This is a genomic window from Clostridium sp. D53t1_180928_C8, from assembly GCF_015667795.1.
Taxonomy (GTDB): Bacteria; Bacillota; Clostridia; order Clostridiales; family Clostridiaceae; genus Clostridium.
This window is the reverse complement of sequence record NZ_JADPEL010000012.1, coordinates 60,788-82,820: the sequence shown is the minus strand read 5'-3', so window position 1 is coordinate 82,820 and position 22,033 is coordinate 60,788. Positions and strand designations below refer to the sequence as shown.

Below are 22,033 nucleotides of genomic sequence, written 5' to 3'. Positions count from 1 at the left end.
ATTAAAATGCCATAAATTTAACACATTCTATATAAATCTTAACAATTATTTGATAAAATATATTTAATATCGATTAATCAAATTTAAATTTTGGTTATGACTTATGAGGTGTTTGAATGAAATTATTAAAAAATTATTACCCTCCCTATGTAATCCTTTCCATTCTGTATTTATTTCTTATTGTATTTGCTTTTTGCTTAGATACACCTTCAGAAATTTTCTCTGGACTAAAAGCTATAATACTGTCATCAGATATATTAATAACTGATTATATGGCTGTTGGAGGAATTGGAGCGGCTTTAGTAAATGCTGCTTTAACAAGTTTATTATCATTATTACTTTTAATGATTATAGGAATTAAGCCTAATGGATCAACTATAATGTCTCTATGGCTTATGACTGGTTTTTCATTTTTAGGTAAAAATATATTTAATATATGGCCTATAATACTAGGCGTATATTTATTTTCTAAATATCAAAAAGAACCTTTTCTTAATTATATATTAGTTGCTTTATTAGGTACTTCTCTTTCTCCAGTAGTAAGTCAGGTTAGCTTTAGTAATAATATAACAGGGCCTATTCCATTAATATTAGGTATATTACTTGGTATTGCTGTTGGATTTATATTGCCACCTATAGCTTCACATAGCATTAAGGCTCATAATGGTTATAATTTATATAATATAGGCTTTGCTAGTGGACTACTTGCAACATTATTAATGTCAATGATGAGAGGCTTTGGTATAGATTTAGATTCTAGACTTGTCTGGCATACTGGATCAAATAAAATTCTATTTATCCTTCTTATGATTTGTTGCGTTTATTTAATCATTATTGGAGTAATTTATGGTAAGAATAAAAAAACTAACCTTATTAATATTAATAAGCAAACTGGTAGATTAATAAGTGACTTTTATATTGTTTTTGGAGAAACTACCTATATAAACATGGGGGTCTTAGGTATTTTAGCAACTTGTTTTGTTATTTTAATCGGTGGTGATTTAAATGGTGCTACCATATGTGGGATTTTTACCATAATAGGTTTTAGTTGTTTTGGTAAGAATATTAAGAATACTATTCCTATAATTATAGGAGCTACAATTGCTGCTATATTTAATGTAAATGGAGTTACTTCACCTTCTTTATTATTATCTATATTATTTTCTACTACACTTGCTCCTATTTGTGGGAAGTTTGGCTGGAAATATGGTGTTTTAGCTGGTATAATTCATGTTAATATAGTTACAAACATAGGGTATTTACATGGTGGTCTTAATCTTTATAATAATGGTTTAGCTGGAGGTTTTGTTGCAATGATATTAATTCCATTAATAACTACCTTTAAAAAGGAGATCTAAACTTATGAAATTTAAAATTGAAAAAAACATTAAGATTATTAATGAATTAATTGCTTACTTTTATAAGCTAGGAACTGTTGATGTTCATATTGATTTAAGCTCTGATAATGAAAATTCTTATTTTAATATTTATGGACAAGTTGGTAGTATTTCAAAAGATGAATTAGAGTCTTTAGCTAATATTTTAAATACCCCAAGACAATATGAAGTTGAAAATTACTATTGGAATCTTGGTGGTGAATGTGAATTTGATTCTGAACTTACATTAGTTGGTATGATGATAAACTCCGCTAAAATCTCTTATAAAGATGGAATCTTAAAAATTAGCATAATTAGAGAAGAATCTAATTAAGAGTTGCTTTTATGCAACTCTTAATTTTTCTATATAATAATTTCTACCGGTTCATTTATTTCTATTCCATCTTCAGTTACTATACAATTGTATGCAAAAATATCCACTCCATTTTCTTTTGCAAACCTTAAAGCTTCTCCAAACTCTTTATCTCTTATATCATTTGGAGAAAATTTATTAACAGCTTCTAATTGTATTAAAAACATTGCACCTGCTCCATACCCCTGCTTTTTTGCCTCAACTAACTCTAATAAATGCCTAGCGCCTCTTTCTGTTGGTGCATCTGGAAACCTTGCATATCCATCTTCCTCTAAAGTAACCCCTTTTACTTCTAAATAATACTCTTTATTATCTTCTGTGGCTATTTTAAAATCAAATCTACTTTTTCCAAAGGTTTTTTCTCTTAAAATATTAGTATACTCTTCTAATCCCTTTATCTTTTTATTCTTTAATGCTTCATCAACTACTTTATTGGGTATCTGAGAATCTATACTTATAAGTTTTTCTTCTTTATATACTGCAATTAAATCATAGGGGGTCTTCCTTGTAGGGTTAGTTTCTTCTCTTAAAAACACAGTGCATCCAGGTACTAATATTTCTCTACATCTTCCTGTATTAGGTACATGAACTTTTATTTCTTCTCCATCAAGTTTTACAATAGCATTAAATCTATTAGGTCTACTTATAAATTCCGCTTTAACTATTTTTTTATTATATTTCATCTTTTCTCCTTAAAATATTACAATTTATATTAATATTATTCATTTATTTTCTTATTATTATATCTCTTAATAAGAGTTATCCACAACTTTTCATCTTGAAATTAAAGTTTTTATTTCTATATTTAGTAAAAAGCCATGTTATCCACAGATTTTGTCCACAATTATGTTAATATTGTTGATAACTTTTTAATAGAATGCTTGTTCGATTTTTTTATTTCAACATTCTATGTGTTTTTTCTACAATCCCCCCTATCTTGTTGTATATTTTTCTGATACCCTAATATGTTGTGTCAATAGGTTTTAAAAAGTTTTCAACAGTTTTTTAAAGTTATCCACATTTTGTGGATAACTTTTAACACTATTAAGACACTTTACACACAACAATAAAATTATACACATTTTCTATAAATAAATTTATCATTTATTATTACTTAATCAAATTCATATAATCATATTTAAATTAAAACTTTATATTTTTGAACATAAAAATAAGCTGTAGCATATCAGATTTTTTTATCTAATATTAGCTACAGCTTTAATTTAATTATACTATTGTCTTTTTCTTAAATATTGTTACTAAGTATTGAATTATAAATATTCCTGGTCCTAAAATAATTGTTAATATAGGCCATAAAACATGATTTTGTAATTTTTCTTTAGCTAATTTATATGAACAAAATCCAGCTGCTATTAATAATGCATATGAAACTATGTATGCCATTTGGTCATCCCCCTAGTATTTAGTAATTTCTATTTTATAGAATAAGTTTAAAAATCTCAATATGAATAATATGGATTTATTGAATTATTCATAATTTTAAAAACTTTTTTACTGTTTATTCAAAGTTTATTTAAATTTTTTTATGAAAATAAAATTTTTTTCAAAAAACCTTTACAGTTTTTTTTTACTATGCTATCATTACTTTTGTAAATTGAATAGCAAGCGTGTTACTGGTAAAGCAGGCAAGGCTTAAATATGTATAAATTATATTTTTATCTCAAATAATAAGGGAGGATAATTATATTAATTTATAGATATTTGAGCCTTTTTTATTTTTCAAAAAAGCTTTAGGCTCATGTCATTATAGTTCAATTTTAAATTAATAATTTTTAGGAGGAATAATAAAATGATGCAATTTTTACAAAGAATCGGTAAAGCAATCATGCTTCCAATTGCAGCACTTCCAATCGCTGGTATCTTACTAGGAGTTGGTGGTGCATTACTAGGAATAGCTGGATTAAACAATCCACCTGCTGTTTATGAACCATTAATAGCATTTGTTAACATCCCAGCTATTACAGCTGTTTTAACTGTTATGAAAAATATAGGTGATATAGTATTCGGTAACTTACCTTTACTATTCGCTGTTGGTGTTGCTGTTGGTTTAGCTAAAAAAGATAAAGGTACTGCTGCTTTAGCTTCAGTATTTGGATTTATCGTAATGAACCAAGTTGTTTCTACACTTTTAGCTTTAGGAGTTACTCAATTAGGAGTTCTTACTCCAGATTCAGTTGGTGAATATGGAACTTATATAACTACTAACTTAGGTATATTCACATTAAATATGTCTGTATTTGGTGGTATTATAACTGGTATAGTTACTTCATTATTACACAACAAATTCTGCACAATTCAATTACCACCAGTTATTGGATTCTTCTCAGGTGCAAGATTTGTTCCAATAATAACTTCACTTACAATGGCTTTAGTTGGTGCAGTACTTGCATTTGCATGGCCAGTTGTTCAAGATGGTATTTCTATTGTTGCTAACCTTGTTAGAGAAGCTGGTACAATCGGTACTTTCTTCTACGGAGTAATTGAAAGAGCGTTAATTCCATTTGGATTACACCACGTATTCTATACTCCATTCTGGTTTGGATCATTCGTTGAAGCTAACGTTTTAGTTAACGGTGCTGTTCAAACTGTTGCTGGTGCTAACACTGCTTACTTCGTTCAATTATCAAGCATGACTGATTTAGTTGGTGCTTCAGCTTCAACTATGAACGATATCGTTAGTGGAACTACTAGATTCATGGCTGGTAAATTCCCATTCATGATGTTCGGTCTTCCAGCTGCTGCATTTGCTATGTATAAAGCAGCTCTTCCAAGCAAGAGAAAAGCTGTTGGATCATTATTATTAGCTGCTGCTGTAACTTCATTCTTAACTGGTATAACTGAACCATTAGAATTTACATTCTTATTCGTTGCTCCAGTATTATATGTTGTTCACTGTGTATTAGCAGGTTTATCATTCATGTTAATGGATATATTCAACGTATTTATCGGTATGACATTCTCTGGTGGTGTAATTGACTACTCATTATTCGGTTTACTTCCAGCAGGTGCAGGAGTTCCAACTAACTGGTACTGGGTATTAATAGTTGGTGCTATATATGCAGTAATTTACTACTTCGTATTCTACTTCATGATCACTAAGATGAACTTAAAGACTCCAGGTAGAGACGAAAACGAAGGTGAAACTAAACTTTACACTAAGGCTGATTACCAAAACGCTAAGGGTGGTGCTACAGAAGCTGCTGCTCCAAAATCTTCAGCTAAAGGTGAAATAGCTGAAAAAGCTCCTTTAGTATTAGCTGCTTTAGGTGGAGAAGCTAACATAGTATCTGTTGATGCTTGTATAACAAGATTAAGAGTTGAAGTAAAAGACAAAGCAAATGTTAACAAGGAAGAATTAAAGAACCTTGGTGCTGCTGGTGTTGTTGAAGTTGGTAACGGAGTTCAAGCTATCTTCGGTGCAAAAGCAGATGCTTACAAAAATGCTATAAACGAAATTCTTGGTGAATAATATTATTAATATAAAGATTTAATGTATTTAAAATATTAGAGTTAAAAAAAGTGGCTTAACAGCCACTTTTTTTAATTAGTATTTATTAATATCTAAAATATTATTTTTATCTATTTATACATGTATTCTCTTGTCATAGGCAAATTATTATTAACTCCCTTTACAAATAGTATTTGATGTAAGTCTATTACTCCATTATTAAATGAAGCTGCACAAGAATATAGATACATTCTCCACATTCTTATAAATTTTTCATCAAACATTTTTTTAACTTCATCTATATTATCATCAAAGTTCTTTGCCCAATTTAATAAAGTCTTTTTATAATGTAATCTTAAGCTTTCTACATCTATAGTATGATAATTATAATCTGCTGCTATCTCTATTATTTCTCTAAAGCTTGGTATAACACCACCTGGGAATATATATTTCTTTATCCATGCATCTCCCTCAGATTCCTTAAGTCCACTTATGTAATGTAATAAAAATAATCCACCATTCTTTAATACAGCATCAATATTTTCAAAGAATAAATCATAATTTGCTCTACCTACATGCTCTAGCATACCAACACTTACAACTCTATCAAATGAAAGAGCACTCTTTTCTAATTCTCTATAATCCATCATTCTTACTTCTAATAAATCTTCTAAATTTTCTTTTTTTATTCTTTCTTTAAACTTTTTATATTGCTCTCGACTTAAAGTTATGCCTAATCCTTTCACTTTATATTGCTTAGCTGCTTCTATAAGCAACCCTCCCCAGCCACAACCAATATCAAGCAAAGTTAACCCTTCACTTAAATTAAGCTTTTTCAATATATGATTAATCTTATTCATTTGTGCATTATATAATGATTCATTCTCATTTTTAAAATATGCACATGAATAGCTTAATGTATCATCTAACCATATTTTATAAAAATCATTTCCTATATCATAATGTGATGAAACTTCTTCTTTTTGCTTTTTCATACATGTTGATCCACAGAATATGTTTTTTAAACTACTAAAGTTTGTTGAGAATTTATCTATGCATCTTAATAGTTCATTAAATACAGTGAACATGTCACCTTCTATTTCTACATCTCCATTCATATATGCTTCACCAAATGTTAATGAAGTACTAGTTAATAAATCCTTTTTCTTTAATGGTTTCTTTAATATTATTCTAAATTTAGGTTCATCTGGTCCTATTTTTATTTCTTCACCATCCCAAAACTTTAATCTAAAAGAAATTTCATCGAAATTCTTTAGAAAAGTTTTAAAAAAGCTTTTTTCTATATCCATATAGTTAACTCCTCTCATAAAATTGTAAAATAAATTAACCATTGTAATTAATAAATATATTTATGGCGCTATATGAGAATTTATAAATATATTATTAATAACAATGGTTTTAGGCTTGATTCGCCTTATATATTAAATTATTCCAATAAATATATATTTTATACAAAAAAGCAGTGAATTTAATCACTGCTTTTAAATTAATTCCTTATTAATTCTTCTTCATTTTTCTTTTTCTTAGCTTCTTTATCATGCTCTTTTTTCTCTAGGTTTTCCTTCCATAATGGCTCTGCTCTCTTTGCCCAAGTTAATCCATAATTAACAGTCTTTTTACATAACTCATCTACATCTTCAGGATCTATAAATTCAGTGGATTTAGCTCCTGAATTTTTAACCATTTCTGCAATTTTAGGAGCATTATCCAATATTGGACATGGTCTGAATTGATTTTCATTAAATGGTTGATTTTTTTGATATTCCATAAATAGTGGTTGACCTAAAGCTTTTATTAATGATACATCTTTAATATTTGCATTTGAATAATGACAGAATACACATGGTTCTACATCTCCATTTGCATTAATATGACAGTATCTTCTTCCTCCTGCTACACATCCACCAACATATTCAGCATCATGCCAAAAATCCATATTAAATATAGCTTTTGTACTACGCCAAGATCTAATAGTTCTATATAATTTTTCCCTTTGATCTGGATTCGCCATTAATGATGTATCTGTTTTACAACCTATTGGCATAAATGTGAAATACCAAGAGAAGTATGCCCCTTTATCTATCATTAAATCTATAAATTCCTCAGATAAAACACTATCGCAATTTGCAGTAGTAAAGCAAGTTGAGAATCCAAATGGGATTCTATTTAACTTCATAAGATCCATAGCTCTCATGATATCTTTCCAAGAACCTTCTCCCCTTCTACCATCAGTTGCATCATCAAAACCTTCAACACTTATTGTTGGTACTAAATTACCTACCGCTATTAAATCATCACAGAATTTTTGATCTATTAATGTACCATTTGTAAAGAACATAAATACACAATCATTATGTTTTTTAGCTAATTTTAATATATCATTCTTTCTAACTAATGGCTCTCCACCAGTCATTATATAAAAGTATATTCCTAATTCTTTTCCTTCAGTAAATAGTTTATCTAATTGTTCATAACTTAAATTTAATGCCTTATTATAATCGGCTGCCCAACATCCTACACAATGTTTATTGCAAGCTGTAGTTGGATCTACAAGTATTGTAAATGGTATTTCATGACCATATTTATCTTTATTTCTTTGTATTTCAGCCCATCCTCTAATTGATGCATTTAACAAAAAATTTGTAAATACAGTTTGTACAATATTAGGATGGACATTATTTATTAAATTACGCATTAACTTAGTCCAATTATTTTCTGGATCTTTTAAATATTCATCTATCATATCATATTGATCTACATATATTTTCTCTGTGTCAAATTTTCTTACCCAACTTATAATTTTGGGTAAATTCTTTTCTGGATCCTTTTTTAAATATCCTAAAACTTGTTTTAAAGCAAATTGTTGAATCTTATACTTTGGACTTAACATTCGACTATCTCTCCCCTTCACATAATATTAAAATAATTACAAATAACCTTTATACCAATAACTAAAAGAATAATTCCCCCACAGATATCTATCTGCCTTTTGTATTTATTTCCCATGCAATAACCAACCCATAATCCTAAAGAAACTAAAAGACTTGTTACTATAAATAAAATTAATATATTACTTATAATTCCTGTTCTTAATAATCCAAAGCCTATTCCTAAAATAAATGCATCTAAGCTAGTAGCTAATGCCAATCCTACACTTCCTTTATATCCAAAAAACTCTTCTCTTCTTTCATTAAGATTATTTACCTTAAATGCGTTTTTAAAAAACTTTATTCCTAAATAAATTAATATAACTGCTGAAAACCATTGATTAATTGATATTATTTTTTCATTTTGTATATTTAACATAGGATATATTGCAACTATCATTCCAGCAGCAAGCATTATTGTTTGTATAGCACCAAATATTAATCCTACTATTGTAACTGTTGACCTTCTTAATTTTCCTTGTGTAGATCCCTTACACACTGCTATTGTAAAGGAATCTAAAGCTAATCCAAAGGATACTATAATCACTTCCCATAAGCTCATTCATCCAACTCCCCCTTACAAGTTTATTTTAGTAAATTTAGGAAATTAAATAAATCTATAATTTTAGCTTAATGTCTATATAAATAAACAAAAAGACAACTTTGTAGTCGTCTTTTTGCAAACACTTTAATTTGTATTTTTATCTCTTACAATTAATTTAAAATGTGGATTTATAGTAATAAAAAACACAATGTGGATTAATCTATTTTAATATACATTGTGTTTATATTATCATTTATATCTTTAATTAATTAAATCATGTATTATATCATCTAATGAATTAGTTACTAATAATTTATATTTATTAGATAATGTTTTTGCAGATATATTTACGCCTTCTTCTATCCATCTTAGTATTATAAATGTTAATCCTCTAGAATAATATTCTGCTATATCCTTAGCTGAAAACTTATCTTTTCCTCTACTATTCGTTCCATATTTCTCAAATAGTTCTTTAAAAATTTTAATTAAATTATTATTTATTATTTCTTCAAAGGAATTTTGCCCTTCTACCTTTGCTGCTTGAATATAAAATTCTTTATTATTTTCTATTCTTGAAAACATATAATATATTGCTTCATATGGCATTTTATTTTCTATAAGCATTTCACTACCTTTAAATATATCATCATAGCAAATCTCTTCTAATACTTCATGTTTATCAGCATAATGATTATAAAACGTTGGTCTAATAAGACCTGCACCATCAGTTATCATTTTAATTGTTATCTTATCAAAGCTATGCTTCAGTATTAAATTTTTAAAACTATCTTGTAACGCTGTATGCACATCTTCTTTTTTATTATTCATAATCCACCCACAATTGCTTTATATTCAAAACATTAATTTAACATATTTCTAATGAAAATTATACCATATATGCCAATGAACTAACAAACAAAGCGTAAAAATCAATTGATATTTTTAAAACTACTTATTTTATAATATAATTTTTTTGCACACATTATTACTTTTTATTAATAACTATTTCTAATTAAACTTTACAATTTTTAATCAAATCTACATACATTAAAATATTTTATAGAATCACTAACCTCACCTTTATATAGCTTTGGTAGCATCATTCCACCTAAAATAGCAAATAATATTCCATTAGCTCCGTACCCTAATCCATACCATAGCTTATCATTCTTTGGATCTTTACCTATAAATCCCAAGTTATCCTTTGTAGAATCAAAAACACCACAGTATTTATATTCAATCTCTATATTATCTATTTTATTAAACATATTTTTTACTCTTTGTTCTAAAATATCATATTTCTCTATTGCAATTTTAGGATTAAAGTTATCTGTAAAAGGTGTATCTTCTCCACCTGCTATTATTCTATTATCTGGAGTTGTTCTAAAATAATTATAAGTATCTTCATTGTCCCTAATTAATACATTATTAAACCATCCCTCTATATTATTTAATGGCTTAGTTACTATATTATATGTATAAGTTTTTACTCCAAAATTTCTATCTGTAAATAATTTAGTATTAAAACCAGTTGCTAACACTAATATCTTTCCCTTTACTTTATGATTATAGCTAGTTATAGCCTCAACATAATCCTTATTATACCTTACATCTATTACTGGAGTATTTTCATATACTCTTAATCCATTATTACAAGCTACTTCTAAAAGATGATGAGTATACTTAAATGGATCTAATTCAGCTCCACCTTCAATACCATATACACCTGCTTTTAAGTCAAAACTAAATGGATTCTCATCTTCATTAATAAATTTAACATTAAATCCATTTTCTTTTCTAAGTTTATACTCTTGATATAATTCTTCTATTTCTAGTTTTTTAGCTGTATATAGCAATGTATCTCTCTTTATATAATCACACTTGTTGCCATATTTTTTAATAAACTTTTCTATTTCATCTAATGCCTTTACTCCTAATTTATATGAATTAATAGCATGATCTAAGGATACAGTTTCTGTTAATGCCATTAAATTGCTATCTAATTCATATTGAAGTAATGATGTTGTTATTGAAGTACTTCCATGAGCTATTCTTGATTTTTCAAGTATTACAGATTTTATTCCTTCTTTTGAAAAATAGTATCCTAATATACTTCCTGTAACTCCTCCTCCTACTATAATGACCTCTGTTTCTATATCTTTTGTTAGATAATTGTATTGTTTATTTACTTTATTTATATTTATAAAAAGTGGATTTCCTTGAACAAATTGAACAGCCATATTTTCCTCCTATAAATTTTAAGAATAAAAATGAACATAATAATATTATTATGTTCATTTTTATTCTTTTTATTTTACATTAAATAAATAAAGTTCATAACAGTAACTTTAAATCATAATGCTTATTTTATTTACTTTTACTAGCATTTATATATTAAGCTTAACTAATTAAAATAATATTTATTTATAATTAACTACCAACTTCTGATGCCTTCATTAAAGGAAATTGTCAAGAAGTTTCTCTGGTGAAGAAAATATAAAATCTACCTCCTTACAAAAAACTCCTGAATTATTCCATGCTACTAATCCCGAAGCAACTCCTGCTCTATTTGCACATTCGATATCTGTAAGCATGTCCCCAATATAAATACATGAATCTAACTCAGTTTTTGCTAATTGAGTATATTTATATAATGGCTCTGGATTTGGTTTATGCTTTTCTGTATCATCTGCGCATACAATTAAGTCAAATAGAGACTCTAGGTTGAATGAATGAAAATAGTCATTATACTCATCTTTACATCTTGAAGTTACAATTCCTAGGGAATACCCCTGACCTCTTAATACCATCAGCATATCCTTTACGCCATTAAAGAAAGTTGCATCTCCAGCAAAGTTTCGATAATTTCGTATCCATCTCTTTTCAAACTTCTCATCAACTTTCACATTAAGTTGTTCTAAAGCTTTTCGTGTAGTAACTCCTAACACAGTTCTTAAATCTTCTAAAGAATAATCATAATTATATTCCCCTAAAGTAAATCTCCAAGTATTTAAAACAGATTCTTCTGTATCAATTAATGTTCCATCAAGCTCAAAAATAATATGCTTATATTCCATCTCAAGCTCTCTCCCCTTTGTTTTTTTCATTAATTCAACTAAATAATTTAAATACATCTGATAATTAGATTTAGATGTAGATTCCTGTGTCATAAATATAAGATTTGAGATAATTAGCGAATTAGTAACTTCCTTTATACATTTCATCATAAAAAAATCATTCCTTTCCTGCTTTCTAATACACACAAATATAATCAAATACTAGTAACACTAAAAATATATCCTATGATGTTATCTACCCTATCCTCAAATATAATTATAGCGATTATTTTTCGTTGATTCTCCGGTAAAAACGGCATATAATATAATAAAAACGACAATTTTATATTCTATATTCTTTTAAGACTAAAAAATTTTATCAATTATTTCACTATAAAAAGTTGGAGGTTCAATTTTATGGACGCTATTTATTCAATTCCAAAGAATAAAAATGGGCAAGAAATATTAAAACGTGGAACACCTCTTTTTCCATGTTCCTCTTATAACAGAGATATTAGACAGTATATCACTTGTGAAATTCCTGCCCATTGGCATTACGAAATGGAAATATTCTTTCTCATTGAGGGCAATGCACACATATCCCTAGTGGATTCTGAATTTGACTTACGTCCTGGGGAAGGCTATTTTGTTAACTCTAATGTACTTCACGGAATTTCTTGTGCTCCTGATACTTCCTTGATATATCACTCTATAGTATTTGACCCATGTATTATATCTGGAGCTTCTGGAAGCGCTTATGATATACTATATATTCGTCCTTTTATTGAGCAGGGTAGTTCTGCCTGGATTTTTCGTCCAGACGATAAGTGCAATGACACAGTAATTTCTGAACTTTTTCAAACTGCCTTTGAGGCCTGCGAAAATAAAGATATTGGATACGAATTTATAATACGTGATGCTCTTTCTAGTATCATTTTATTATTAAATGGACATTTAAATGGAATATCCTGTAAACAATCTACTCAACAGGAACTCAGAATGAAACAGATGCTCTCATGGCTTGATGAACATTATATGGAACAAATAACTATCTCAGATCTTGCAAATGCTACTGGTATATGCATTAGAGAATGTCAGCGTTGTTTTTCCAAAATCCTTCATATAACTCCAATGCAGTATCTAACTCGTCGTCGTATTAGTGCAGCTTCAAAACTTTTAGTTTCTACAAATTTACCAATCATTGAAATAGGCATATGTTGTGGATTTGAGAACCATAGTTATTTTTCAAAACAATTTAAAAATATAACTGGCATGACTCCAAGAGAATATCGTAAAAAAAATTGCACTAGTAATAAAGATTTCAATTTATAATTATCAATAATAAAAATAGCTATCGCTAACAGATTTTTTTACCTGTTAATGCGATAGCCTTTTAATTATTTATTATTAAATTAAACCCTAAATTATATTCTTAAACTTTTTATTAACTTATTTACTTACTAATACTGCAACATTTTCTATATGTGCTGTATGAGGGAACATATCTACAGGTTGAACCTCTAATGTCTTATATCCGTTTTCCTCTAAAATAGATAAATCTCTTGCTAGTGTACTTGGATCACAACTTACATATACTATTCTTTCTGCATTTATGTTAGTTATAGCATTTAGTAGTTTAACATCACAACCTTTTCTTGGTGGATCTACAACTACTACATCTGCCTTTATACCTTTATTTATTAAATCTGGAATTATAACTTCAGACTCTCCAACAAAGAATTCAACATTATCAACATTATTTTCTTTTGCATTTATATTAGCATTTTCAATAGCTTGAGGAATTATTTCTACACCATAAACCTTCTTAGCTTTTTGAGATAAGAATAATGTTATTGTCCCTGTACCACAATATGCATCAAAAACAGTTTCTCCTCCTGTCAATTCTGCATATTCAAGTGCCTTACCATATAAGACTTCTGTTTGTGTAGGATTAACTTGGAAGAATGATAATGGTGATATATTAAATCTAAAGTCACCTATATAATCACTTATAGTAGGTTCTCCCCATAAAGTTATACACTCTTGACCTAATATTACATTAGTAGGCTTAGAATTAATATTTTGTACTATACTTTTTATTCCTGGTATATTATCAACCATTAAATTAATAAACTCGTCTTTATTAGGTAACTTATATCCATTAGTAACTATTACAATCATTACTTCATTAGTTGTAAACCCACGCCTAATCATTATGTGTCTAAGTATTCCTGATTCATCATAGTTTCCATCAACATTATATGGCTTAATATTATTATTTTTAATCCAATGTCTTGTTAAACTTACTACTTTATCAGCTATTTCATCTTGAATTAAACAAGTTTCCATATCTATTATTTCGTGACTTCTTGGAGCAAAAAATCCTATTTTTAGTTCTCCATTTATAATTCCTATAGGTAACTGAACCTTATTTCTATATCTCCAAGGTTCTTCCATACCTAATGGAAATTTAACTATACTTTCATCTAATTTTCCTATTTTACTTATACAATCCTTTACTCTTTCAAACTTAAAATTCAATTGTTCCTTATATGTAGAGTGCTGTAATTTACATCCTCCACATCTTTTATGTATATCACACTTTGCTTGGCATCTTTCTTTTGATGGATCAATTATATCTACTAACTTTCCATAAGCAAAATTCTTTTTAACTTTTACTATTCTAGCATTAACTTTTTCTCCTTTTAATGCTCCTTCTATAAATATAGGGAAAGTTCCTTCAACCTTTGCTATACCTTCCCCCTCATATCCTTGTGCTATTATATCTAATATATACTCTTTATTTTTTTCTATCAAAACTATCACCTATCTATCATTAGTTTTTTTATTTTTATTATAAAATTATTTATATACCGTAAAATTTCTTTAAGATTATTAATATTATATACCATATTACTTTTGTTATAAACATTGTATATATATTTATGTAAAAAAAAGACACCTTTCGGTGCCAAGTTAAATGAATCAGTTGCCGTTACCATCTTAATTTCTTTCGAACTTAATCTGATATTATCAATTATAACCCAAATTTGCAATATTAATTGTTAACTTTTTGTTAACTTTTTATAAAAACACCTGTTTTTGATATGATTTATTGCAATTTTTAGAGATTTATCTTTTTTCACTGAATAATTTTATTCATTTTTATATTATATCTTACTGTTTAATGTAGTTTTTTTTATCTTTTTAATTTATAAAAGCAAATCATATATTATATTAACTAAAATACTTTTATTAAAAAACAAAAAAATAAGAAGTGTATATTTACACTTCTTATTTATTGTTAACTATTCAACTACGCTTACTTTTAAAAGGTTTGTTGAACCAACTTCATCTAATCCAGCAGCTATTACAACTGTATCTCCAGAGTTAGCAAATCCATTTTCAACAGCTAATTTAGTAGCGTTAGCCATCATAGCATCTGTTGAATTTTGGTCTTCAGCTACTACTGGGTATACTCCGAAGCAGAATGCTAAGCTCTTAGCAACTTTTTCACATGGAGTTACAGCAACTATTGGGCATTCTGGTCTGCATTGAGAAATTCTTCTTGCAGTTGCTCCACTCTTAGTTGAAGAAACTATTGCAGCAGCAGCTAATTCGTTAGCAGCGTTGCAAGCAGCTCTTGAGATAACTCCTGAAATAGCTGGAGTATGAGACTTAGCTCTTGAAACAGCTGTTTCGTAGTTTAATTTAGTTTCAGCTTCAACAGCTATTTTAGCCATTGTTTGAACTGATTGTACTGGCCAATCTCCGTTAGCTGATTCTCCAGATAACATGATTGCATCTGTTCCATCTAATATAGCGTTAGCAACGTCAGAAACTTCAGCTCTTGTTGGTCTTGGGTTTCTCATCATTGAGTCTAACATTTGAGTTGCAGTTACAACTGGCTTTCCAGCAGCGTTACATTTTTCGATCATCATCTTTTGAACAGCTGGTAATTTTTCGAATGGGATTTCAACTCCTAGGTCTCCTCTTGCAACCATTAAACCATCAGAAACTGCTAATATAGAATCTATATTATCAACACCTTCTTGGTTTTCGATTTTAGAGATTATTTGGATGTGTTCTCCACCATTTTCGTTTAATATTTGTCTGATAGTTTCAACGTCTGAAGCTTTTCTTATGAATGAAGCAGCAACAGCGTTTACTCCAATTTCACAACCGAACTTTAAGTCAGCTATATCTTTTTCAGTTAATGCTGGTAATTTTATTGAAACTCCTGGAACGTTAACTCCTTTGTGAGTAGCAACAAATCCAGTGTTTTGAACTGTACAGTGGATTTGGTTTCCGTCGATTGTTTCAACAGTTAATCCTACTAAACCATCATCTATAAGGATAGTATCTCCTGGTTTAACATCATTAGCTAATCCAGCATAAGTTACTGAACACTCTTCTGTATTACCTATAACATCTCCACCTGCATGTACAGTGAATTTAGCACCTGCTTGTAATTCAACTTTCTTTGGATCAAATTTACCAGTTCTTATTTCTGGTCCCTTTGTATCTAACATAACAGCGATTTCTTTGTTGTACTTCTTAGCTAACTCTTTAACTAAGTTGATTCTTCCTGCATGTTCTTCGTGATCTCCGTGAGAGAAGTTATGTCTTGAAACATTCATTCCTGCTTCAATTATTTGTGATAATATTTCTGGGTTTTCACTAGCTGGACCGATAGTGCAAATGATTTTAGTCTTTCTCATTTAAAACTCTCCTTCTAATCTCAAAATTTAATGTATTTAAAATAAATTATTAGCAAAAATTATTAAAATTATTTAGAAATCTCTTCTGAAATTTCATATAATTTTTCATCAAATGTTCTTTCTAAAGCTAAAGCTTCATCTATATCTTGGTCAAAGATTTCATTATCTTTAATACCTACAACTCTTGATGTTTTACCTTCCATTAATAGTTCAATTGCTTTTGAACCCATTCTTGAAGCTAACACTCTATCGAAAGCACTTGGAGCTCCACCTCTTTGGATATGACCTAAAACTGTTGCTCTTGTTTCGATTCCTGTTTGAGCTTCTACATATTTAGCTAATTCTGAAGCTCCACCAACACCTTCAGCTAGTAATACTAAGTTATGCATTTTTCCAGCTTTCTTACCTTCTAAGATAACTCTGCATAATTCGTCTTTATCATAACCTTTTTCTGGTGCAATTATATATTCAGCTCCACAAGCTATACCTGTGTGAAGAGCGATATCTCCACAGTTTCTACCCATAACTTCTACGATAGATACTCTTTCGTGAGAAGTTGAAGTATCTCTAATTTTATCTATAGCATCTACTACAGTATTTAATGCTGTATCAAATCCTATTGTATAATCAGTGTAAGTTAAATCATTATCGATAGTACCTGGTAAACCTATTGTTTTTACTCCTAACTTAGATAATAATTTAGCACCAGTGAAAGATCCATCTCCACCGATAACTACTAAAGCATCTACACCGTTATCTGCAAGAATTTGTGCAGCTTCTTTTCTTACTTCTTCTTGTTTAAATTCTAAACATCTAGCAGTTCTTAAAATTGTACCGCCTCTTTGAATTATATCTGAAACTGATGATCTATTCATTGGGAATAATTCACCATTAATTAATCCAGCATATCCTCTTTGTACTCCCATAACTTCAATACCATTATGTATTGCAGTTCTTACTACCGCTCTTATTGCAGCGTTCATTCCTGGAGCATCTCCACCACTTGTTAAAACAGCTATTTTCTTCATAAAATATTCCTCCTCGATACTACTAAGGACTCTGCATGTCCACTCATTTTGAAATATTTGTTATCATTATTACTATTTTGTTTATTGTTAAACTTTTTACCACCTTTTTTATTTTACTTGTAAACTGTTCTTAATGCAACTAAAATAAATGTACTTATGTCTAAAAATATCGTTTATTTACAACTCTATATGTCTATTTTGCCCTAAATTTATCGAAATTATATACATATTAATGATTACAATTTTATTTCTTTGTAGCTTTATACATATCCTATTTTACTATATTTTATGTAAAAATACCTCAAATTTAAATGTTTTTTTTAGTTATTGTTATTTAATTAACATTGTTTTTATTGAATTTTTTTTATTTTTTCAAAAATTTCATTTTAGAAAATATTCTTTCTATTTAAATTTTGTGAATTCTTACAAAAATTAATAAAATTAATAAAATTAATAAAATTAATAAAAAATATCTTCACAAACTTTTTTGTGAAGATATTTTTTTAAATTTTACTCAACTATTTTTACATTTTCATCTCCAAAAACTTTTTTTAGTTCAAGGACAACGTCAGTATTTAAATCTACCCACATATCTCGTGGCATTCTATAATTTTTTCTATCATTTGAAGTAAATACATAAAGTGCAGAATCTCCTTTGTATTCTTCCACAACACTTATTAACTTTGGTTTCATTTCTTTTGCTTTAGCTAAATTATCAACTCTTATATAAAGCTTATCACTATTTACTTTTTCTAGTGCCTCTATACTTTCACAAATAAGCTTAGGTTCTTCATCTTCCTTTATGCTTACTCTACCATTAATAACAACCATTGAGTCTAAATTAATTAAGTTTCTTACTTTATCTAAAGTTTTAGGAAATACTACAACTTCTATAACTCCTGTTAAGTCCTCTAACTTTAAGAAAGCCATAATTGAGTTATTTCTAGTTACCTTTTGATTTACTTCTGCCAATATTCCTCCAAGTATAACTCTTTGGTTATCTTGAATTAAATGATCATCATCTTCTAATCCATCCATTATAGATTCATAGGATTTAAAAATTGATTCAACTGTAGTTGACGTCATCATTTTTATGCTTTTTTCATATTCATCTAAAGGATGACCTGATATATAAAGCCCAGTCATTTCTTTTTCCATTGATAATAAATTATTTTTTGCAAACTCTTTTATATCAGGATATCTTACTTCAGGCGCTTTTATACTTTCTTCTGCTAAACCAAAAAGGCTAATTTGCCCATCTATATTTCTTTTCTTATCATTTGCTATACTATCCATCAATTTTTCATAAACAGCTAATAATTTTGATCTAAATACCCTAAATTCGTCAAAAGCTCCTGCTTTTATTAAACTTTCTACAGCTCTTTTATTTATTGTAGATAAGTCGATTTTATTAATAAAATCAACTAATGACTCGAATTTCCCTTTATTTTTTCTTGCTTCTACAATTCCATCAACAACATTTACTCCAACGTTTTTTATTGCCGCCATACCAAATCTTATACTGTTATCTTTAACTGTAAATTTTGAATAGCTTTCATTTATATCTGGTGGTAGCACTTGTATACCTAAACTTTCTGCAAATTTTATATAATGTGCTACTTTTTCACTTATTCCCATAACAGAGTTAACCATTGCTGCTATAGTTTCTACTGGATAGTAATGCATTAAGTATGCTGTCTGATAGCCTATTACTGCATAGGCTGCTGCCTTTACTACTCTTACTTTCATAAGCCCTTATTTTAAATATAAAGTTGTAGTCTGGACTATACCATATACTAATAGAATTAGTATCTCCTATTATAGTCTCTGAGCGTCTTTCATAATAATAATTTATATTTTCTCTCCATACCAAATGGCTTATTATATATTTTATGTCTTAAAACTTCTAAATTATATTTTTTTGCAGTTCTTATAATAAAAATTCCATTAAACTCGTTAGCTATAAATCGTTCTTAAATATCTTCAAAGCCTAAGTATTTTAAGACATCTTTACACCACTTTATGAATTTATCGGATACATATGAAATTAAAAATTCTCTTCCATCGTTTCTTATCCATCCATCTCCATATATTATGTCTCTTACTATATATGATAAATATTCCTTCTAATGTTCGTATAAATCAGGTCCTTGTAAAGAAAACGTCTTTCTTTAACACCTAATCTTTTCATTTCTGCTACTAATTTTTCACCATACAAAACAATTCTATACTTATCCTTAAATTCTGATTTAATAACGGTATAACTAATCTTTAAATAATCACATAAAAATTCAATTACATCTTTATACAACTTAACAATGTTATACTCATCATTTCTATTAATAAAAGATTGCTTATACATATTCACTATATTTTTCATAAACTATAGAAATCTTATTTAGAATCCTTTTTAACTCTTGCATTGTACAATTAATATTATAAATTTCATTTAACTGCTTTTTTTATATCTCTTTCTTTTACTTTACTAACTCTTAGTTTATATATAATTTTTAAAGTTCTATTATCAATACAAATTATCACCTTAGAAATTTCGTTGCTGATTATCCATTTTGTTTTACCCAATAGATAAAATTGATATACTTAGGGTCTCCCCCTATATAATCTATCTAATTTTTTCTGCATTTCTGCCACATTCACGCTTATCTTTTCAAATTACGTTGTAGTTTAGATAGCTTTAGGAACTTCCAGCAATTTAAGGAGTTTTCAATATAGATTCCTCTATATTGCCACACTTATAAGATTATGGGATTTATTAAAAGCATACGAAGCGAAATCCATCATCTGATCGAAAATTTCATTTGCTGCTTTTTCGCTTATACCATTTCTCAGACAACCTGGCACCTCCACATTACCATTTTCATCTACTATTCCATATATAAAGTTTTTTCTTTCTTGTTCCATGACACTGTGCTTTTTCTTTGACATGGCTCTTCTAACCATATCACTTCTTCCAAGGGAATAACCCCCTAAATCTCTAACTATTTGCATAACTTGTTCTTGATACACCATTACTCCATATGTAACATCCAGTATAGCTTCAAGCTCTGGTGTCTCATAACGCACACTATCTTTATTTCTTTTTCCTTCTATATATCTTGGAATCTCTGCCATCGGACCTGGTCTATATAGTGATATTCCGGCTATAATATCTTCCAAGCAGTCTGGCTTAAGTTCTTTCATGAATGACGTCATACCTGGAGATTCTAATTGGAATACACCAGCTGTTTTTCCTTCACCAATCATGTTATAAACATTTTTATCATCAAAGTCTATTTTATCTAAATCAATATCTACCCCTCGGTTTTCTTTAATCATCTTAACAGCATCACTCATAACCGTTAAAGTTCTTAAACCAAGGAAATCCATCTTTAAAAGTCCAAGTTCTTCTAAAGTTGTCATATCAAATTGGGTTACTATCATATCTTCATTCTTTTGAAGTGGTACATATTCAACTAATGGCTTTGATGCTATAACTACACCAGCAGCATGTGTTGATGAATGCCTTGGTAACCCTTCTAAAGTCTTACTAACATCTACCAATGTCTTTACTCTATCTTCATTGTCATATGCTGCTTTAAGCTCTGGATTTAAATCTAAAGCCTTTTCTATGGTTATTCCAAGCATTGTAGGAATCATTTTAGCTATTCTATCTACTTCTGCATAGGAATAGTTCATAGCCCTTCCTACATCTCTTAAACATAATCTAGCGGCCATTGTACCAAAAGTAATTATCTGTGATACATTTTTAACTCCATACTTTTCAACAACATAATCTATTACTTCCTGTCTTCTTTCATAACAAAAATCCGAATCTATCTATTACTACCCTCTCTTTCGAGATACTTAAACACTACTTTATGTAGTGGGTATAGACTATATCTTCACCCACCGACCTCTATACGGTTTGGGCTGCCCCACTTCGCTACCCTTTATAATGAAACTCGACTCCTTTCAGTCGCTAAGTAAATTCAATTCTCCAAATTAAAATTTGGAATTTCATTTAAAGATAACTACGTCCCTTTGGACTAGTCGTTGAACGTTTCCCTATTAAGGACTTCGCTGCTCATTACCCAATCTATTAGTTTTTTAGCATTCACGCTTAAACTTATTTCATTTTTACGTTGTAGCACTAATAGCTCTAAGGGCTTTCAAGCAATTCGAGGCTCTTTAAGTACATTATTTCTAATATACACGACTATTAAATTTAAAGTATAGATTTTAAGCTTTTATATTTTCTCTCTAAATAAATATTACAGTCATCATATAAATAATCCATTACATTTAATGTTTTTATTCTTCCGCCATAGCTGATATAGTAATTATTTTTATTATCATCTTTTCGTTTGTATAGTCTTTTATTATATCTATATTGTGAAATTGAATTAAAAATATCCACTAATACTTCTAAAAACTCTTTAGTTCAGAAAAACTTAAAATTTATAGAGTTTTTTGACAAAACCAAACTTCCATCTCCATCAAAGTATCCTCTAATGAAAT

The 22,033-nt window shown here is 28.7% G+C and carries 16 protein-coding genes and 2 pseudogenes; 4 read left to right on the top strand and 14 right to left on the bottom strand.

Annotation, left to right across the window (positions count from 1 at the left end; translation table 11 throughout):
• The first annotated feature begins 116 nt into the window (after positions 1 to 116).
• Together I4V51_RS10150 and I4V51_RS10145 are read left to right on the top strand one after the other, a co-directional pair.
• The gene (locus tag I4V51_RS10150) at positions 117 to 1,358 is read left to right on the top strand and encodes a DUF1576 domain-containing protein (RefSeq protein WP_195988323.1); all 1,242 of its coding nucleotides are present in this window, start codon (positions 117 to 119) and stop codon (positions 1,356 to 1,358) included.
• 4 nt (positions 1,359 to 1,362) lie between these two features.
• On the top strand, positions 1,363 to 1,710 hold the full coding sequence (locus tag I4V51_RS10145) for a hypothetical protein (RefSeq protein ID WP_195988322.1): 348 nt from the start codon (positions 1,363 to 1,365) through the stop codon (positions 1,708 to 1,710).
• A 29-nt stretch (positions 1,711 to 1,739) separates the two neighbouring features.
• On the opposite strand, the gene sfsA is transcribed toward I4V51_RS10145, so the two are convergent.
• Together sfsA and I4V51_RS10135 are read right to left on the bottom strand one after the other, a co-directional pair.
• Positions 1,740 to 2,432, bottom strand: a complete 693-nt coding sequence (sfsA, locus tag I4V51_RS10140) for a DNA/RNA nuclease SfsA (protein WP_195988321.1) — start codon at positions 2,430 to 2,432, stop codon at positions 1,740 to 1,742.
• Positions 2,433 to 2,976: 544 nt separating this feature from the next.
• Positions 2,977 to 3,153, bottom strand: a complete 177-nt coding sequence (locus I4V51_RS10135) for a hypothetical protein (RefSeq protein WP_195988320.1) — start codon at positions 3,151 to 3,153, stop codon at positions 2,977 to 2,979.
• Between the two features lie 406 nt (positions 3,154 to 3,559).
• On the opposite strand from I4V51_RS10135, the gene I4V51_RS10130 reads away from it, so the two are divergent.
• Positions 3,560 to 5,239, top strand: coding sequence for a PTS transporter subunit EIIC (locus I4V51_RS10130; protein ID WP_195988319.1), 1,680 nt, complete (start codon positions 3,560 to 3,562; stop codon positions 5,237 to 5,239).
• Positions 5,240 to 5,349: 110 nt separating this feature from the next.
• Here I4V51_RS10130 and I4V51_RS10125 read toward each other — a convergent pair whose 3' ends face one another.
• The 6 genes from I4V51_RS10125 to I4V51_RS10100 form a co-directional block, all read right to left on the bottom strand.
• Positions 5,350 to 6,528, bottom strand: coding sequence for a cyclopropane-fatty-acyl-phospholipid synthase family protein (locus I4V51_RS10125; RefSeq protein WP_195988318.1), 1,179 nt, complete (start codon positions 6,526 to 6,528; stop codon positions 5,350 to 5,352).
• A 197-nt stretch (positions 6,529 to 6,725) separates the two neighbouring features.
• A complete protein-coding gene (locus I4V51_RS10120; protein WP_195988317.1) occupies positions 6,726 to 8,129 on the bottom strand; it encodes a radical SAM protein in 1,404 nt (467 codons plus the stop codon).
• A gap of 17 nt (positions 8,130 to 8,146) precedes the next feature.
• Positions 8,147 to 8,728 (bottom strand): manganese efflux pump, encoded by a 582-nt coding sequence (locus tag I4V51_RS10115; protein WP_195988316.1) that lies wholly within the window; start codon positions 8,726 to 8,728, stop codon positions 8,147 to 8,149.
• A gap of 243 nt (positions 8,729 to 8,971) precedes the next feature.
• The gene (locus I4V51_RS10110; protein ID WP_195988315.1) at positions 8,972 to 9,538 is read right to left on the bottom strand and encodes a TetR/AcrR family transcriptional regulator; all 567 of its coding nucleotides are present in this window, start codon (positions 9,536 to 9,538) and stop codon (positions 8,972 to 8,974) included.
• A 200-nt stretch (positions 9,539 to 9,738) separates the two neighbouring features.
• A complete protein-coding gene (locus I4V51_RS10105) occupies positions 9,739 to 10,950 on the bottom strand; it encodes an FAD-dependent oxidoreductase (RefSeq protein ID WP_195988314.1) in 1,212 nt (403 codons plus the stop codon).
• Positions 10,951 to 11,166: 216 nt separating this feature from the next.
• On the bottom strand, positions 11,167 to 11,937 hold the full coding sequence (locus I4V51_RS10100) for an HAD family hydrolase (protein ID WP_195988313.1): 771 nt from the start codon (positions 11,935 to 11,937) through the stop codon (positions 11,167 to 11,169).
• Positions 11,938 to 12,183: 246 nt separating this feature from the next.
• On the opposite strand from I4V51_RS10100, the gene I4V51_RS10095 reads away from it, so the two are divergent.
• On the top strand, positions 12,184 to 13,098 hold the full coding sequence (locus I4V51_RS10095) for an AraC family transcriptional regulator (RefSeq protein WP_195988312.1): 915 nt from the start codon (positions 12,184 to 12,186) through the stop codon (positions 13,096 to 13,098).
• 117 nt (positions 13,099 to 13,215) lie between these two features.
• Here the strand turns inward: I4V51_RS10095 and rlmD are convergent, their stop codons facing one another.
• The 6 genes and pseudogenes from rlmD to dnaE form a co-directional block, all read right to left on the bottom strand.
• On the bottom strand, positions 13,216 to 14,583 hold the full coding sequence (rlmD, locus tag I4V51_RS10090; RefSeq protein ID WP_195988311.1) for a 23S rRNA (uracil(1939)-C(5))-methyltransferase RlmD: 1,368 nt from the start codon (positions 14,581 to 14,583) through the stop codon (positions 13,216 to 13,218).
• 491 nt (positions 14,584 to 15,074) lie between these two features.
• A complete protein-coding gene (gene pyk / locus I4V51_RS10085) occupies positions 15,075 to 16,487 on the bottom strand; it encodes a pyruvate kinase (RefSeq protein WP_195988310.1) in 1,413 nt (470 codons plus the stop codon).
• 68 nt (positions 16,488 to 16,555) lie between these two features.
• A complete protein-coding gene (pfkA, locus tag I4V51_RS10080) occupies positions 16,556 to 17,515 on the bottom strand; it encodes a 6-phosphofructokinase (protein WP_195988309.1) in 960 nt (319 codons plus the stop codon).
• A gap of 510 nt (positions 17,516 to 18,025) precedes the next feature.
• Positions 18,026 to 19,243 (bottom strand): annotated as a pseudogene (locus I4V51_RS10075) (OB-fold nucleic acid binding domain-containing protein); the annotation flags it as partial.
• Between the two features lie 376 nt (positions 19,244 to 19,619).
• Positions 19,620 to 19,895 carry a hypothetical protein gene (locus I4V51_RS10070; protein ID WP_195988308.1) on the bottom strand — a complete coding sequence of 92 codons (276 nt, stop codon included), beginning with the start codon at positions 19,893 to 19,895 and terminating at the stop codon, positions 19,620 to 19,622.
• A gap of 383 nt (positions 19,896 to 20,278) precedes the next feature.
• Positions 20,279 to 21,377, bottom strand: a pseudogene (gene dnaE, locus I4V51_RS10065) (DNA polymerase III subunit alpha); the annotation flags it as partial.
• Positions 21,378 to 22,033 lie beyond the last annotated feature (656 nt).

What these genes read in the sequence shown, in the direction of transcription:
- I4V51_RS10150 (WP_195988323.1), top strand. Translation starts at nt 117, where the DNA reads ATGAAATTATTAAAAAATTATTACCCTCCCTATGTAATCCTTTCCATT.
- I4V51_RS10145 (WP_195988322.1), top strand. Translation starts at nt 1,363, where the DNA reads ATGAAATTTAAAATTGAAAAAAACATTAAGATTATTAATGAATTAATT.
- sfsA (WP_195988321.1), bottom strand. Translation starts at nt 2,432, where the DNA reads ATGAAATATAATAAAAAAATAGTTAAAGCGGAATTTATAAGTAGACCT.
- I4V51_RS10135 (WP_195988320.1), bottom strand. Translation starts at nt 3,153, where the DNA reads ATGGCATACATAGTTTCATATGCATTATTAATAGCAGCTGGATTTTGT.
- I4V51_RS10130 (WP_195988319.1), top strand. Translation starts at nt 3,560, where the DNA reads ATGATGCAATTTTTACAAAGAATCGGTAAAGCAATCATGCTTCCAATT.
- I4V51_RS10125 (WP_195988318.1), bottom strand. Translation starts at nt 6,528, where the DNA reads ATGGATATAGAAAAAAGCTTTTTTAAAACTTTTCTAAAGAATTTCGAT.
- I4V51_RS10120 (WP_195988317.1), bottom strand. Translation starts at nt 8,129, where the DNA reads ATGTTAAGTCCAAAGTATAAGATTCAACAATTTGCTTTAAAACAAGTT.
- I4V51_RS10115 (WP_195988316.1), bottom strand. Translation starts at nt 8,728, where the DNA reads ATGAGCTTATGGGAAGTGATTATAGTATCCTTTGGATTAGCTTTAGAT.
- I4V51_RS10110 (WP_195988315.1), bottom strand. Translation starts at nt 9,538, where the DNA reads ATGAATAATAAAAAAGAAGATGTGCATACAGCGTTACAAGATAGTTTT.
- I4V51_RS10105 (WP_195988314.1), bottom strand. Translation starts at nt 10,950, where the DNA reads ATGGCTGTTCAATTTGTTCAAGGAAATCCACTTTTTATAAATATAAAT.
- I4V51_RS10100 (WP_195988313.1), bottom strand. Translation starts at nt 11,937, where the DNA reads ATGATGAAATGTATAAAGGAAGTTACTAATTCGCTAATTATCTCAAAT.
- I4V51_RS10095 (WP_195988312.1), top strand. Translation starts at nt 12,184, where the DNA reads ATGGACGCTATTTATTCAATTCCAAAGAATAAAAATGGGCAAGAAATA.
- pyk (WP_195988310.1), bottom strand. Translation starts at nt 16,487, where the DNA reads ATGAGAAAGACTAAAATCATTTGCACTATCGGTCCAGCTAGTGAAAAC.
- pfkA (WP_195988309.1), bottom strand. Translation starts at nt 17,515, where the DNA reads ATGAAGAAAATAGCTGTTTTAACAAGTGGTGGAGATGCTCCAGGAATG.
- I4V51_RS10070 (WP_195988308.1), bottom strand. Translation starts at nt 19,895, where the DNA reads ATGAAAAATATAGTGAATATGTATAAGCAATCTTTTATTAATAGAAAT.